Source organism: uncultured Campylobacter sp. (genome assembly GCF_937959485.1).
Classification (GTDB): Bacteria; Campylobacterota; Campylobacteria; order Campylobacterales; family Campylobacteraceae; genus Campylobacter_B.
This window is the reverse complement of the sequence record NZ_CALGPY010000006.1, coordinates 1-13,900: the sequence shown is the minus strand read 5'-3', so window position 1 is coordinate 13,900 and position 13,900 is coordinate 1. Positions and strand designations below refer to the sequence as shown.

13 protein-coding genes are annotated in these 13,900 nt (G+C 47.3%); 5 read left to right on the top strand and 8 right to left on the bottom strand.

The features are described 5' to 3' along the window. Window positions 1-523 precede the first annotated feature (523 nt). The 3 genes from Q0380_RS04905 to Q0380_RS04895 form a co-directional block, all read right to left on the bottom strand. Window positions 524-649: a hypothetical protein gene (locus Q0380_RS04905; RefSeq protein ID WP_298960869.1), complete on the bottom strand. Its 126-nt coding sequence runs from the start codon at window positions 647-649 to the stop codon at window positions 524-526. A 267-nt stretch (window positions 650-916) separates the two neighbouring features. Then, window positions 917-2,053 (bottom strand): glycerate kinase, encoded by a 1,137-nt coding sequence (locus Q0380_RS04900; RefSeq protein WP_298960866.1) that lies wholly within the window; start codon window positions 2,051-2,053, stop codon window positions 917-919. A 395-nt stretch (window positions 2,054-2,448) separates the two neighbouring features. After that, the gene (locus Q0380_RS04895) at window positions 2,449-3,825 is read right to left on the bottom strand and encodes a GntP family permease (RefSeq protein WP_298960863.1); all 1,377 of its coding nucleotides are present in this window, start codon (window positions 3,823-3,825) and stop codon (window positions 2,449-2,451) included. Window positions 3,826-3,952: 127 nt separating this feature from the next. Here Q0380_RS04895 and Q0380_RS04890 point away from each other — a divergent pair, with 127 nt between their 5' ends. After that, window positions 3,953-4,108 carry a hypothetical protein gene (locus tag Q0380_RS04890; RefSeq protein WP_298960861.1) on the top strand — a complete coding sequence of 52 codons (156 nt, stop codon included), beginning with the start codon at window positions 3,953-3,955 and terminating at the stop codon, window positions 4,106-4,108. 827 nt (window positions 4,109-4,935) lie between these two features. Here the strand turns inward: Q0380_RS04890 and Q0380_RS04885 are convergent. The 5 genes from Q0380_RS04885 to bamD form a co-directional block, all read right to left on the bottom strand. Beyond that, complete coding sequence (locus Q0380_RS04885; RefSeq protein WP_298960858.1) at window positions 4,936-5,358, bottom strand: Sua5/YciO/YrdC/YwlC family protein; 423 nt, start codon at window positions 5,356-5,358, stop codon at window positions 4,936-4,938. 13 nt (window positions 5,359-5,371) lie between these two features. Further along, a complete protein-coding gene (locus Q0380_RS04880; RefSeq protein ID WP_298960855.1) occupies window positions 5,372-6,271 on the bottom strand; it encodes a DMT family transporter in 900 nt (299 codons plus the stop codon). A 289-nt stretch (window positions 6,272-6,560) separates the two neighbouring features. Next, window positions 6,561-7,196: a GyrI-like domain-containing protein gene (locus tag Q0380_RS04875; RefSeq protein WP_298960852.1), complete on the bottom strand. Its 636-nt coding sequence runs from the start codon at window positions 7,194-7,196 to the stop codon at window positions 6,561-6,563. Window positions 7,197-7,513: 317 nt separating this feature from the next. Next, on the bottom strand, window positions 7,514-10,027 hold the full coding sequence (gene lon, locus Q0380_RS04870; protein ID WP_298960850.1) for an endopeptidase La: 2,514 nt from the start codon (window positions 10,025-10,027) through the stop codon (window positions 7,514-7,516). An 8-nt stretch (window positions 10,028-10,035) separates the two neighbouring features. After that, window positions 10,036-10,683, bottom strand: coding sequence for an outer membrane protein assembly factor BamD (gene bamD / locus Q0380_RS04865; RefSeq protein WP_005873100.1), 648 nt, complete (start codon window positions 10,681-10,683; stop codon window positions 10,036-10,038). A gap of 251 nt (window positions 10,684-10,934) precedes the next feature. Here bamD and Q0380_RS04860 point away from each other — a divergent pair, with 251 nt between their 5' ends. Genes Q0380_RS04860 through raiA form a run of 4 tightly spaced genes read left to right on the top strand, consistent with a single transcriptional unit; the run spans window position 10,935 to window position 13,852 of the window. Then, window positions 10,935-11,681 carry a type II secretion system protein gene (locus Q0380_RS04860; RefSeq protein ID WP_298960845.1) on the top strand — a complete coding sequence of 249 codons (747 nt, stop codon included), beginning with the start codon at window positions 10,935-10,937 and terminating at the stop codon, window positions 11,679-11,681. A 12-nt stretch (window positions 11,682-11,693) separates the two neighbouring features. Then, window positions 11,694-12,758 carry a type II secretion system protein gene (locus Q0380_RS04855; RefSeq protein ID WP_298960842.1) on the top strand — a complete coding sequence of 355 codons (1,065 nt, stop codon included), beginning with the start codon at window positions 11,694-11,696 and terminating at the stop codon, window positions 12,756-12,758. Then, window positions 12,758-13,294 (top strand): hypothetical protein, encoded by a 537-nt coding sequence (locus tag Q0380_RS04850; protein WP_298960839.1) that lies wholly within the window; start codon window positions 12,758-12,760, stop codon window positions 13,292-13,294. Before Q0380_RS04855 ends, Q0380_RS04850 begins: the two co-directional genes overlap by 1 nt. Before the next feature lie 15 nt (window positions 13,295-13,309). Next, the gene (gene raiA, locus Q0380_RS04845) at window positions 13,310-13,852 is read left to right on the top strand and encodes a ribosome-associated translation inhibitor RaiA (RefSeq protein ID WP_177388896.1); all 543 of its coding nucleotides are present in this window, start codon (window positions 13,310-13,312) and stop codon (window positions 13,850-13,852) included. The last annotated feature ends 48 nt before the right edge of the window (window positions 13,853-13,900 follow it).

The following is a 13,900-nucleotide window of genomic DNA, read 5'->3' as shown; positions in this document are numbered from 1 at the left end:
ATAAGCAAATCCGCGATCCTAATAATACGAATTTACGCAGACGCAGCCCACCTCTCATCAAAGCGTCATCGGAAAGCTGACGGGCTTTGTGAGCGAGTGAAGTAATGCGCCGCCATCTTTGCAAGAAGCGCGATCTTGCGATTGAGCGGCCTTTTTCGCCTAAAGACGGACATATCGCGGGCTAAAATTTAAACGAAATTTCATAAGGCGGATCGCTGCTTTTAAATTTACGTTGCAAATCTCATAGGCTGCGAATACGGCGGTCAAATTTTAAAATTCTATTTGTTTTAGTCATGTTTTGAGGTATGTATTGTGAGGGTTCGCGAACCGCTTGATTGGAAATGAGTTTTAAAGCGCGCCTTGCGTTTGTATCGCGCGGTAAAATAAATTTTTGCGCCGAAAATTTCACGCCGCTATGTCACCGCCGAGCCGTCCGCTGTCTTAACTCTCATCCGATTGCTCTGTATCTTCAAACGCGCTAGAATTTCGGCAAAGCTACGTTTTAATGCAAAATTTTATCTGCCTACCCGTGGTCTATGGTGGATGAAATTTTGCCGCCCGTCGTAAGCTGCGCGCGGTATTTGCTCGCCGCGCATGCATGCCATAGCCCATATCCTCTTGCCGCGGCTGCTACTTTAATAACGTCCATCGTTGTGGCTCTCGCCTGCTTCTTCGCGTATATTTTTTATGCCTTGTAAGCTGCGCGTCACCGCATCTGCGTCAAGATCGCGCCGTGCCTTTAAAGCACGCAAATCCATCCTGCATAAAATTTAGCTTCTTTGCCATGCTCGCCTCCTGCCGCACTTTGTCGTGCTTATTTGTTGTGAGCCACCGCCGCGCCATATCCCTGCGCACATACGCGCCGTACCCGCTGCAAGTTTTAGTGCCCGCGCCTTAAAATTTTAGCCCAAAAGCCCTATTTAGCGCCGTGCCCTAGCAGAAACAATCTCACCGCTTGTTCGGCGACGCGGGCTAAATTTCGTGTTGCGGTCTCTTTTTCCATCGCGCGCTCAAGGCTCATCGGTTCGTTTAGGATGCAAAAAAATGCGCCTATGCCTAGCTCATTACAGCCGCTGGCACAGGGCGATATGCCGCCTGCCAGCGCGATTACGGGCACGCCGTAAGAAGCAGCAATCTTTGCGACACCGCAAGGGGTTTTGCCCATCGAGCTTTGAAAATCGAGCCTTCCTTCGCCTGTGATGACGAGCTCGACGCCTTTCATATCGCGATCTAGCCCGATCTCTTCGGTGATGATGTCGATGCCCGGCTTAAGCGTCGCGTTTAGAAAGCTCACAAAGCCAAAGCCTAGCCCGCCGGCAGCTCCTGCTCCGGGGCTATTCCAAAGCTCGCGTCCGAGGTGCTTACTTACGACGCTTGCAAAATTTATAAGTCCCGCATCGAGCTGCTTTACTATCGCCGCATCCGCGCCCTTTTGCGGAGCGTAAATATATGCCGCGCCATTTTCGCCAAAAAGCGGATTATCCACGTCGCAGGCAATAAGAAACTCGCATTCTTTAAGATGCGGTAGCACCGAAGTGCAATCTATCGTGGCGAGTTTAATCAGATCCTCGCCCGCTCCTGCAAGCTCTGCGCCATTTGCATCTTTAAATTTAAAACCAAGCGCGCGCAGCATACCCATACCCGCATCATTCGTAGCACTTCCACCGATGCCGATGATAAACTTTCGCGCGCCGTGTGCGATCGCATGCGCTATCATCTCGCCAAAGCCATAAGTGCTCGTTTTTAGCGGGTTGCGGCGCGATTTTTCGATGAGTGGCAGACCTGATGCGGACGCCATTTCTAAGATGCCTAGCTCGCCTTTTAAGGCGTAGCGCGCGGGCGTTTTTTCGCCTAACGGATTTGCTACGATGACGTCCATGAACTTAGCTTTTAGCGCGTCGGTAAGGGCTTCAACGCTTCCTTCGCCGCCATCTGCGATAGGCTTGACGAGCACCTCGCAGCCTAGCTTTTCGATGCCTGATTTTACGGCGTTGCCCGCCTCAAGCGAACTAAGAGAGCCTTTAAACGAATCGATCGCGACTAAAACTTTCATATTTTTCCTTTAGCTGGTATTTTAAAATTTTGGAATTTTACAGCGCGTAGGCTAAATTTACGATGACAAGACTGAAGCAAGAGTATAATTTTAAAATCTCGTTGCCAAATTTATGGGGCAAATTTTAAAATTTCATGTCGTGGAATTTTAGAATTCTGTAAGCCACAAAATTTCGGCTAAATTTTAAAATTCCGTAGTGATAGAATTTTAAAATTTCGCTCCTTGAGGCTTTGTGTGTAAATTTAAAACTCCGCTATACGAAATTTTAATGTCCTAGAGCATTTGCGCGGTACGGCTAGCTACGTAAATTTAAAGAATTTTATGTAGCTAGCCGCTGGTAGATGCCCGTAGCGCTCCGCACGGATTTAGCGCGGTAGCGGCTAGAATAAGCTAACCTAGATCAAAAACAGCGACAAAACCCACACGCTGATCATGCCCGTAATGCCCATAATTAGCGTCAGCATTGTTTGAGTGCGGTAGCCTTGCTGCGGATTCATCTTGCTGAAATTCGTAACGACCCAAAAGTAGCTGTCGTTAGCGTGCGAAACCGTCATCGCGCCCGCTGCAATCGCCATTACCACAAGCGCGCCGGACATTTCGGAGGTGAAGCCCAGTACCTGCATTAGCGAGCCATCCACGTTAAACGCCCCCATAATCGAAGCTGTAGTGATGATCGCAACGGTGGAGCTTCCTTGTGCGGTTTTTAAGACGGCCGAGATTAAGAACGGGAAGAAAATCCCCGCGGCTTTAATCGCGGTCGCATTGTCCTTGATGTAGGTTACGAAGCCGGCGTCGGTGATGACCTTGCCTAGCACTCCGCCCGCTGCGGTTATAAAGAGGATCGGGCCTACGATTTTTAAGGATTCGTTGGTGAGCTCGCTAAATTCGCCTAGTTTGCCGGTTTGTACGAGCAAAAATACCGCAAAAACTACGCCCAAGGCTAGCGCGATGATAGGATTTCCTAAAAATTGCGAAATTTCGCCCGCAAACCCGCCTACTTTTAGGATCTTGGCGACGGAGCCCAGCGCCATAAATAGGATCGGCACCAAAATAGGGGCTAAGCTTAAAAATCCGCCCGGCAATTTGCCGTATTGTTTAAGCAGATCGTCGTAGCTTTTAGCGATTACTTCATTCGCTTCGGCTTCGCTTATATGGACGTTTTTGGCGACTTTTTTAGAAAAAAAGTATGTGGCGATCAGCACCGGCAAGGACACTACCGCGCCCATTGCGATTACGAGCAGCAGATTGCCGCCTAGACCTACGGCACCTGCTGCGGCGATCGGTCCGGGAGTCGGCGGGATGAATACGTGCGAGGCGTAGAGTCCGCCGGAGAGCGCTACTGCAAGAGCGACCGGATTTTCGCCGATTTTTTTGCTGATTGCTTCTCGGATCGGGTTTAAAACGACGAAGCCGCTGTCGCAAAATACGGGGATACCCACGATCCAGCCCATTATGAGCATCGCAAGCTCGGGGCGCTTTTGCCCGACTACGTTTACGACCATATCGGCGAGTTTGAGCGCCGCGCCCGTCTTTTCGAGCACGGTGCCGATGATCGCGCCGAAGATTATGACAATACCGATACTCTTAAACGTGCCGCTGAATCCGTCGCCGATAATCGCGGGGATCTTGGCTAGCGGTATGCCCGCGACGATCGCGAGCGCCAGGGAGATAAGCATTAGCGCCAAAAACGGGTGAACGCCTGCTTTGGAGATCAAAAAAATCATCACGACGACCGCTATGGCGAAGCAGATGATTAACGCAACACCGCTCATAAAAGCTCCTTGAATGGATTTAATTTGCCCGCAAGCGGTTTAAGCTTAAGCTCCGTTTGCGCCTCAAATTTAATGCGGTAATTTTAGCGAAATTTTAATATAAAGCAAGAAAGGCGGCGTTAAATTTATGAAAATTTATGATTTATGCGGAAATGATGGACTAGCTAGCGGAATTTATCGGTTGGAATTTATCGGTTGGAATTTATCGGTTGGAATTTATCGGTGCCGCGCGGCGAGAGGCGGTTTAAATTTTAAAATTTACGATATTTGTTTAGGCGTGTAGAGCGACTTAAACCCTTTTTCAAAATCGAATATTTTATCTTTTCGCGCGGCGGGCGGCGGAAATTTTATCGCGGATTTGTCGTCGTAGCGCAGCAATGGCGGCGATGAGAGGGGCGGTGCGCTTGCGTCTTACACGCAGCTTTGGCAGCTAAAGAGTATGAGTGACGCGGACGGATTTGTGGTGCTTGCTGCTGCGGCAGCGGTGGAGATAAGGCAGTAGTGGCGGAGGTGAGGCGGCAACAATAAATTTTGACATAAGATCGGTGATGATAGAATTTTTGATTGGAATTATTCGCGCGCGGCGATGAAATTTTAATTAAAACTATCGGTGGAAGCGGCGGAATTTTAATTGAAAGCAGGCAACATGGGTAGAGCTTCGATCAAAAAATGGCGCGTAGCGACTCGGATAAAAACCGGCGGCAATGCCTAATCTCTAAAATTTTGATCCAGAACACTCGGGATGCTAGAATTTCTAGCGACAATCTTAGCTCACTCGAGTTAAAATTTTGATCGAGAGTATCTGGCGATAGAATTTCATTCAAAGCTAGCAATAGTGAAATTTTACTGCTTCGAAAACGGCAGGAATTTTACTATTTGAAGGCAACGGGAGGGGGGGGATTTACAGCTTTTTATATGATTTTTCCGCGAGTTTGCCATGATCCTTTCGCGATTTTTTAAAATTCCAGATGGTATTTGCGCGGTCTATATATGACGAAATTTTACAGTTCGGTAAATTTATAGAGCCATTTAAATTTACAAAGTCGCTTAAATTTATAAACTAGCGCCTCTTTTTTGAGCGTTCTTTGCGCATGAATTTTGAATACAGCTCTATCTAATCCGCAAAATTTTAGTTTTTGAAATTTTATATATTTTCGAGCTTGCGTTTTGGCTGAAATTTTGATCCACAACCTCGTCCGCCGCCGCTTTTGCCCAGGCTTCGTCGAAGTTTTGTCCGTTTAAATTTGCGCTGCTGGAGTAGAGCCAGTCAAATTGCCTCAAAAACTCCTCGTGAGCGCACTCTTTCACGACGCGCACGGCCTTGGTGTTCGGATATAAAAACGTCGTTTTTCTCGCGCGGCGCACTAAATTTTTAAATTTAGCGGGTACGCGAGCGAGATTTTTTAGCTCGCTAAGCTTCGCCGTCGTTATGAGGCATGGCTTATTAAGCGGGCGGCGTTTGAGCGCATTTATCTCGCGAAAATCCTTGCTCAAAAACCCGGCCGTCGTATCGGTCTGCGCCAAATAGATCATCTCTCCTCCAAATTTACGCCTTTTTCCTGTCTTTAGCCAGCAAAAATATGCACGAGATAATGAGCGTAAAGCCCGCAAAATCAAGGAACACGAACTCTGTCCCCAGCCAAAAATAGGCAAATGCCGCCGCGCTCACCGGCTCGATGCACGCTATCATGCTCGCCCTGCTTGCGCCTATTATCTTTAACCCCGTCATATAGAAGCTAAACGCGCATATCGTGCCCAAAATCACCACCGCAGCAAGCGCCGCAAAGCCCTGCGCGTCGCTCACGCCGCCTAGCTGCCAAACCCGCGTGTAAAGCGCGAGCACGCCGCCGCCGATGATCATACCCCAGCCTAAATTTAGCGCAATGGGGTATTTTTGATTTAGCTTCGTTGGGATGAGGCTGTAAACCACGACGCCAAGCGCGCTAACGAGGCACCAAACCAGTGCCTCCGCGCTGATAACGAGCGAACCCAGATCGCCGTGAGTGGCGAGCAGCACGACGCCCAGCACCGCCAAAATAAGCGCGATGAGTTCGACCTTTTTAGGCGCGCGCCGCTCTAAAAAACAGACGACGGCGAGGATGAGCGCGGGCGCGGAGTACTGGATTACGGTCGCGACGGCGGCATTTGAGAGCTCGATACCGCAAAAGTACGAATGCTGCGTCATCATAAGCCCAAATACGGCGTAGATGAGCAGCTGCGGCAACAGCGCGCGATCTTTTAGCGGCGCGAGGGCTGCGCGCGGCGAACGCACTAAATAATACGCCACCATCGCAAGTCCGGCAAGGCTCAGGCGGTAGGGCACGAGCCAGCCCGCGCTAACGCCCTTTTGCGTGAACAGATACTGCCTGCAAACGCCGCTAAAGCCCCATAATACGCCGCCAAGAAGCGTGATGAAAACGCCAAAAAATTCGCTCTGAGATCTCATTTGCCGCCTTAAATTTAAAGCCAAAGTATATAAGCTTATGCTTAAGCTGGGGTTAAATTGAGGGCTTCGGCGTAGTATATCGGACTATATTTGCAACTAGTAAAATTTTGTAAATTTTAAAATTTGAAACAAATAAAGAGATGATAAAAATTTATGAGGCTACGTAAGAATGAAGTAAATTCTAAATTTAGCTTAACGTTCTTGATTCATGGAATAAATTTTGACATTTACGATGTGCTAAAGCTTATAGCGTATTGCTTTTATATAAGTCGAATTTGGCTAAAAACGGCTAAATTTTTCTAATCGGCAGTCTAATTATCGTTTTGCATTTTTGCGGGTCGATTTTTCTAGGGTCGCTTAGGTAGATTTCATGATGCGTCCTTTGCTCGCCAAAGTCCTTTGCATAGCCGTTTGCGGCGATAAACTCGTCTATTTTAGCAACACTCCCTGGCTCGTCGTCAAAGCTGCCTATGTGTAAAATTTGCGCACAAAGACCTTCGTCTATCCTCAAAAACTCCGCTATGCCGCAGTCTAACTTCTTTTTCCAAGTAGCCTGCCGCACTGCCCAGTCGAAATTTTCTCGCGTGATAAAATCGGGCAGTCTAATCGCGCTAATCCAGCTAAAATCGCTCTTTCTAGCGTAGTCTGTCTCGCCGCAAGCCGAGCCGCTTTGTCGCCAAAACCCCTCTAGGGGCGGTACGACGTACTCAAAAAAGCCATCGATCTTATAATCGGTTTTGTAGCTCATTTTTAGCGCGTAGCTCACGGCGTAAAGCACCTCTATCGCGCGCTGATACGCGCCGCCTGATTCGTTCGGGTCGCCTTCGCCGCGGACGCAAACGAAATTTGCAGGCGGGACGGTTAAAATTTGCGGCGTCTGCTTTGGCGCGTAAAGTTGTCTAAACTCTTTTTTAAAATCAAACATTTTATTCCTTTTGCGAGGTAAATTTTATAAAATTTTACGCTAAAAGCGAAGCTAAAATTTTAAGCTGTTTTAAAATTTTACAGCATTACGCGATCGCGCGTATGCGAAATTCTACGAAATTTTACGTTCGCCGCATCGTTACAAGAAATTTTGCCGCAAGCGCGTCAATGTCCAGTTGCGCAATAAAATTTCACGTTACCCAAACGGGTATGAATTTTGGCGATAGAAATTTTACGTGGGCAAAATTCGCGCCGCTATAAATATTTTAAAATTCCGCCGAAGTGCGCGGCTAAAGCGGCTAAAACGGCGCTTTAAATTTAGACCAGCGCCAGCTTCAGCACCTCTTCGATCCGATCTACCGGCGTTATTTTCAGATCGTTTTTGACCTCGTCTGGGATCTCTGCTAGGTCGCGTTCGTAGTTTTTGCGTGGGATCAAAACCTCGGCGATTTTGGCTTTGTGCGCGGCGATGAGCTTCTCCTTAAGCCCGCCGATCGGTAGCACCTTGCCGCTTAGCGTGATCTCGCCCGTCATCGCTAGATCGGCACGCACCTCGCGCTCGCTTAAAATCGACGCGATCGCCGTGCTCATCGTGATGCCCGCGCTCGGTCCGTCCTTGGGCGTCGCGCCCTCGGGCACGTGGATGTGAAGGTCGAATTTATTATAAATCTGCTCTGAGCTTTCGGAATTCTCTTCCGCGCCTAAATTTCGCGCCGCCGCCGAGCTTTTAGATGTCGCGCCGCCATTTGCGCGCAATGCGGAGTTTTTGCCCGTGCGTGAGGCTTTTGTCGCGTCCGCCTTCGCGTCTTGGCCTGTTTTGAGCTTGCCCTCGTCGATCAGCACCTTTACGACGCTAAAGGCGATCTGCGCGGATTCTTTCATCACGTCGCCGAGCTGGCCCGTGATCGTCATCGCGCCTTTGCCTTTGATCTTGACCGCTTCGATCTTGAGTACGTCGCCGCCTACCGCAGTCCACGCAAGCCCGTTTACGATGCCGATTTGATCGCATTTTTCGACCTCGTCGATCTCGAAAACCTTTTTATTTAGAAATTCGCTTAAATTTTTCGTCGTAACGACGATTTTTTTAAACTCTTTGTCTTTTAAAATTTTAACCGCGACCTTACGGAAGATCGCAGCGATCTGGCGACGTAGGTTTCGCACGCCGCTTTCGCGCGTGTACTCTTCGATGATCTCGGAAAGGGCGGCGGGGTTGATCGCTACGTCGGCAGATTTGAGCCCGTGGCGCTGCAGCTCCTGAGGGATCAGATAGTCCTTGGCGATCTGAAATTTCTCCTGCGGCGTGTATGAGCTAAGCTCGATAAACTCCATCCTATCGCGCAGCGGCGCGGGTATGAGAGATACGTCGTTCGCCGTGGCGATAAAGATGATCTTGCTAAGATCGATGTTGAAATTTAGATAGTAATCCCTAAAGCTCGAGTTTTGCTCGGGGTCTAAAATTTCAAGCAGAACCGCCGTCGGATCGCCCTTGTATGAGCTTGAAATTTTATCGATCTCATCAAGCACGATGACGGGGTTCATCTGATTTGCCTCGATGAGCCCTTGTACGATACGACCAGGCATCGCACCGATGTAGGTGCGGCGGTGTCCGCGCAGCTCGTTTACGTCCTCAAGCCCGCCCAAAGCGATGCGGATAAGTTTACGCTTAAGCGCGGTCGCGATAGAGTTCGCAAGGCTTGTCTTGCCTACGCCGGGAGGGCCGTAGAAGCATAAAATCGCGCCGCCGTTTTTGCCGTCCTCTTTGCTTTTCTTGCCGCTTGTGCCGCGAAGCTCTAAAAGCTGCTTTAGCGCGAAATACTCCTCGATACGCGCCTTGGGCTTTTTCAGGGAGTGGTGGTCTTTATTTAGCTGTGCCGTAACGCCCTCGATGGACATCTTATGCTTGGCGGTCTTTTCAAAAGGCACCTCCAAAACCCAGTCCAAATAGCTTTGCACGAGCCCCGCATCGGCGCTGTCCGGATGGAGGCGGGCAAATTTATCGATCTGCTTTTTGATCTCTTTGTAGGCATCCTCGCCCAAATAGGGCTTTTTAGCTTCTAGCTTTTTGCGGTACTCCTCGATCTCGACATCGCGATCGGCATCGCCGCCGAGCTCCTTTTGGATCTGCTTGAGCTGCTCTTTTAAAAAATACTCTTTGTTTGTCTTATCGATCTTGGAATGAACCTTGCTTTTGATCTCCTTTTCGAGCCTCTGCGCTTCGATCTCGTCGGAGATGTAGTTGATGAGGTTGAAAAGGCGCTTTTGCAAGTTACTCTCGGTAAAAAACGAGTAGGCTACCTGCTTTTTTAACCTCAGTGCGCTTAAAATCAGATCGCAGACGCGCGCGGCATCGGTGCCGTCGTCGATGGTTTTTAGCAGATCGTTTGGAAAAAAATGCGTAAGAGTGCTAAGCGTCTTGGTTTTTTCCTTTAGCACGCTTACCAGCGCGTCTAATTTCTGGTCGTTGCCGCGCTCGTCGTGGATGATATCGACGGTAGCGACCAGCGGATCTTGCGAAATTTCTTTTACGATTTTGCCTTTTAGCGCGCCTTGGAATAAAATTTTAACCCGACCGTCAGGAAGCGGCACGGTTCTCATCACGGAGCCCACGACGCCTGCGTTATAGATACCGCTGAAGCTTCTATCGCCGCTAAATTCCGACTTCGAGCTTACGACCATTATCATAGATTCGTTTTTGGCTGCTAGATCGAGGGCTTTTTTGTTATGCTCGTCGCCGATGAAAAGGGGCGCTATCATAAAGGGATATAAAAATAGCTCGTCCTCGACGATGATAGGTAGATCGCTAGGGAAGGTTGTATTTTGCATCAGTTGCATCGCTCCTCCTACTCAAAAATCGCGCGATACCAAGGCGAGTGCGGTTTAATGACGTCAGTGCCGTTTAGCGGGGATTCTTCGATGCGCTGCTCGTAAATTTTAGCAGAACTTTCGCGGTCGGTGCGCTGGTAAAGGTCTTTGATGTCGATATTTAGCTGATGCTCGGCAAGGCGTAGCTTTGTTAGCATCGTCTCAAGTAGTGGGCGATACTCGCTCTGCGGGTATTCAGCTATAAATTTTCGAATTTCGTCGATGCTGTTTAGCATTAGCTTTTGGTTGCGATTTGGGCGGCTAAAGGAGTCGAAATTTGCTCTAATTTTTAGAAATCTTGCGTATTCGATCTTCTGCGTCGTGCCGTAGAGGCGGATATATTCGTCTAGGTATTTGTTTGCTTTCTCGTAGTTTTCATCCTCCACAAAAGCCCACGCCATAATGAGTGTCATCTCCTCAAGCAGCGGAGAGGCGATATGCTCGCTAGAAAAGCTAGTATAATGCTTCTCGGCATCCTCCATGCTGGCGTTATTGATGTCTTCTAAAATTTTAGAATACCATGCCTCGGGGCTTAGATTAAAAAGCTCGCCGTCGCCCTTGCCGCTGCAGCCGCCGATAAACGCGATAAATAGGAGAGCGGATAGAATTTTACTTAGATTTGTCATAAAAAATCCTTGGAATTTATTTAGCTCGTAATTTTATAGTCTTTGAGTAAATGCAAGCTTAAATTCCGCGTTCAAATTTAAAAATGGAATTTCTTTAAAATTTTTGTGCGTTCGGGCTTAAAAATCTTTGTAAACCAAAAAATTTACGCGATAAATTCTAAATTTAAGTTTAACAATAGTATAATTAGCGCCGATAACGCAGAGTAAGTTTGCGTTTCCGTAATTTCAAAATTTTAAAGAAAGGATGTAAGATGAAAAAAGGTTTTACTCTAATCGAGCTGATCTTTACTATCGTGATTTTAGCGATCACTACGATGGCGATCCCGCGTATCGTCGCGCAGACGACCGAGCTAAATGCCCTTGCGATCAAAGAGGAGCTTGTATATAACGCTAAAGCTTTTATGTCTCGTATATATAAGGCGCAGTGGGATAGCGCATACGCAGCAGATGCTAGCTGCGGAGGCGATGCAAGCTGCATGGATAGAATTTTGACCGTAACTCCAGTCGTAGATGATTCGGGCAATAGTACCAAGGAAGTTAGACCGGGGATTTTGCCGGAAGCTAGTCAGCGTGGAATCAGCTCCCAAGCTCCAGCTACGAAAAAGCAATTTGGTAGAAATGGAATTTCTTTTGGCGGCGGTCGTTATAACGATGTTGATGACTACGATAAATTTACTACTCAAATGACAGTAGGCAATTTAGTAGGCTCTAGCAGTAGAGGTGATTTTATCCTCAATACTAGGATTAATGTCGATGTAGATTATGTAGTAGAGCCTTTTAGCGCGGCGGAATATGCTTCCGGTACCGATATAAGTGGTGTTCTTAGCGATCAGCCATCCAATGGCGCCGTTACCAATATCAAGATGGTTAGGGTTGCTGCTACGGATCTAAACGACGCCGTAGCTAAAGATGGTACTGCTAAATCAGTTGTTTTAAAGGCGTTTTTATCTAATATCGGTGTCGGCGTTCAGACAACCGTCACTAGACTACATAACTAATAGGAGCGCGAGATGAAAAGAGGTTTTACTCTTATAGAGCTTGTGTTTGTTATCGTAGTGCTGGGGATCATCTCGATGTTTGGCGCTGATCTATACACCAAGATCTATAAATCTTACGTACATGTACGTGCGGTAAATCAGCTGGAAGCCAGAACGCAAAATGCGATGATGCTAATCACAAATCGTTTAGAAGATAGAATAAAAAGCAGTACTATAGGCAGGGAGCTTAGCTCAAATGAGTTTGTACCGATCAGCGATCTTACCGATCCTAAATACGACATACTGGAGTGGATCGGACAAAGCGTAGAGACGAGAAATATAAATAAGAGAACTCCCGGTTGGAGTGGCTTTATGTCGATGTCTCAACTCCGAGATAGCACATGGAAAGCGGATGCAGATAAAGGAGATGCCGGCTATATCGCAGATACTAGGGCTGCGTTTAATATGGTATCCTTGGGTAGTGATTTTCCGCAAGTAGCTAAAATAGTTGGAAATTTAAGGGCTACGGAATATGGTAAATCGTCTACTAACACCCAAGTTGCTGTTATCTTTAGGGTTGTTACTAACGATGCTTCGCCTACTAGTGTAGATATAGGCTATGGCTACGATAGGGCTGTTTGGGCAGACGGCAGAAACCGCGTGCTAATCGCCGTAGGCACTCCTAGTGATGCCGGTAGCGGTAGTATGGAAGGTGAAACTATCGCTATCAATCAATACCCATTCAATCCAAACAATGCCAACTCGCAGGAATTTTCTGAGCAATACTATATAGCTCATAGCGCTTACGCGATTGTCCCGGATCAAGTAGAAATATACACGAAAGATCGAGCGGGTGATTTGAGTAAGAATTTTAATCTGCTCTTGAAATATAACTATCGTCCATGGAGCACTGTCGCAAAAGATGCGAACTCGTATGATAAGGCTAGCAGTGCACTACTGGCGGAAGATGTGAGCTTATTTAGGTTTAAGGATGATAATGGCGCCGTTGCGCTTAAACTATGTATGAGAGACGACGGCAGAAATTTTGATCCTTCGGAGCTGGATCTAAACGTTTGTAAAGCACAGGTGGTGTACTAATGAAAACTATGCGAAAAGGCTTTGCTCTAGTAGCAGCCATATTTTTTATCATCATTGTAGCGACTACCGCGATTACGGCGCTATCTATCGCGTCTATGACGGCTCGCGACGTCAATAATATCCAAGGCAGAGAGCAGGCGCTACTGCTAGCGCAGAGTGCTACGGAGCTAGCAGTCCTTGCTATGCAAAAGCACCAGTATCTAACTACCGAGCTTAAGGCAGGAGGCGCTACGGCTGCGACCACTCCTACGTTAAATACGATTACTCTTGAGTATCCGTCAAATGATCCAGCTCAAAAGATGTTTGATATCACCGTGACATTCGGATATTTTGATAGACAGTTAGGTGCAGATGCCGATCATACCGTCGCTTATAGTAATTTTGGGCAAGGCTCATCCGAGGCGCTTCCAAGCGGTAAGGGTGTGGGTAAAATTTTAAGTCATGCCGCGCTCGTAGACGTAGTAGTAAGATCTAACGTAGAAGTTATGGGTAGACCACAGATCACATATCATAGGCGTACTATTCAAAAACCATAATGCAAAGGAGAGACGATGAATTTAAATATCGTAGGTAAGCAGTTTGAGTTAACGGAAGCTATCAAAAATTATGTCGAAAACGCATTTGAGACGCTAGAAAAATATAATCTCGACATTATCTCGGGGCGTTGTGTAATTTCTGCTGACGAGAAGCAAGGTAAAAAGGGCTTCGTGGTGGATTTCTCATTAAATTTAGCGCATCAAGACACTATCGTCGTGCGCCAAAAAGATAAAGATCTCTATGCTGCCGTCGATCTCATCGTCGAGCGCGCCTCAAAAGTGCTTCGCAGATACCACGATAAGGTAAATTCTCACAAAAATCGCGACGAAATGAAGCAAAACGCCGTAGATAATGCGGTCGGTGCCAATAAGCCAAATTTAAACGATGAAGTTGATGAGATCGTCCCTACCGAGCTGGATCTATATAAGCCGCTAGAGATCGATGAGGCGCTAAATAAGCTTAAAGAAAGTACCGATCAGTTCTTGGTCTTTAACGATATGGATGCTAAAATGCGCGTGCTTTATAAGCGCAAGGACGGTAAATTCGGCTTATTTTAGAATTTTAGAATTTTAGAATTTTAGAATTTTAGAATTTTAGAATTTTAG

What these genes read in the sequence shown, in the direction of transcription:
- Q0380_RS04905 (WP_298960869.1), bottom strand. Translation starts at nt 649, where the DNA reads ATGGACGTTATTAAAGTAGCAGCCGCGGCAAGAGGATATGGGCTATGG.
- Q0380_RS04900 (WP_298960866.1), bottom strand. Translation starts at nt 2,053, where the DNA reads ATGAAAGTTTTAGTCGCGATCGATTCGTTTAAAGGCTCTCTTAGTTCG.
- Q0380_RS04895 (WP_298960863.1), bottom strand. Translation starts at nt 3,825, where the DNA reads ATGAGCGGTGTTGCGTTAATCATCTGCTTCGCCATAGCGGTCGTCGTG.
- Q0380_RS04890 (WP_298960861.1), top strand. Translation starts at nt 3,953, where the DNA reads ATGAAAATTTATGATTTATGCGGAAATGATGGACTAGCTAGCGGAATT.
- Q0380_RS04885 (WP_298960858.1), bottom strand. Translation starts at nt 5,358, where the DNA reads ATGATCTATTTGGCGCAGACCGATACGACGGCCGGGTTTTTGAGCAAG.
- Q0380_RS04880 (WP_298960855.1), bottom strand. Translation starts at nt 6,271, where the DNA reads ATGAGATCTCAGAGCGAATTTTTTGGCGTTTTCATCACGCTTCTTGGC.
- Q0380_RS04875 (WP_298960852.1), bottom strand. Translation starts at nt 7,196, where the DNA reads ATGTTTGATTTTAAAAAAGAGTTTAGACAACTTTACGCGCCAAAGCAG.
- lon (WP_298960850.1), bottom strand. Translation starts at nt 10,027, where the DNA reads ATGCAACTGATGCAAAATACAACCTTCCCTAGCGATCTACCTATCATC.
- bamD (WP_005873100.1), bottom strand. Translation starts at nt 10,683, where the DNA reads ATGACAAATCTAAGTAAAATTCTATCCGCTCTCCTATTTATCGCGTTT.
- Q0380_RS04860 (WP_298960845.1), top strand. Translation starts at nt 10,935, where the DNA reads ATGAAAAAAGGTTTTACTCTAATCGAGCTGATCTTTACTATCGTGATT.
- Q0380_RS04855 (WP_298960842.1), top strand. Translation starts at nt 11,694, where the DNA reads ATGAAAAGAGGTTTTACTCTTATAGAGCTTGTGTTTGTTATCGTAGTG.
- Q0380_RS04850 (WP_298960839.1), top strand. Translation starts at nt 12,758, where the DNA reads ATGAAAACTATGCGAAAAGGCTTTGCTCTAGTAGCAGCCATATTTTTT.
- raiA (WP_177388896.1), top strand. Translation starts at nt 13,310, where the DNA reads ATGAATTTAAATATCGTAGGTAAGCAGTTTGAGTTAACGGAAGCTATC.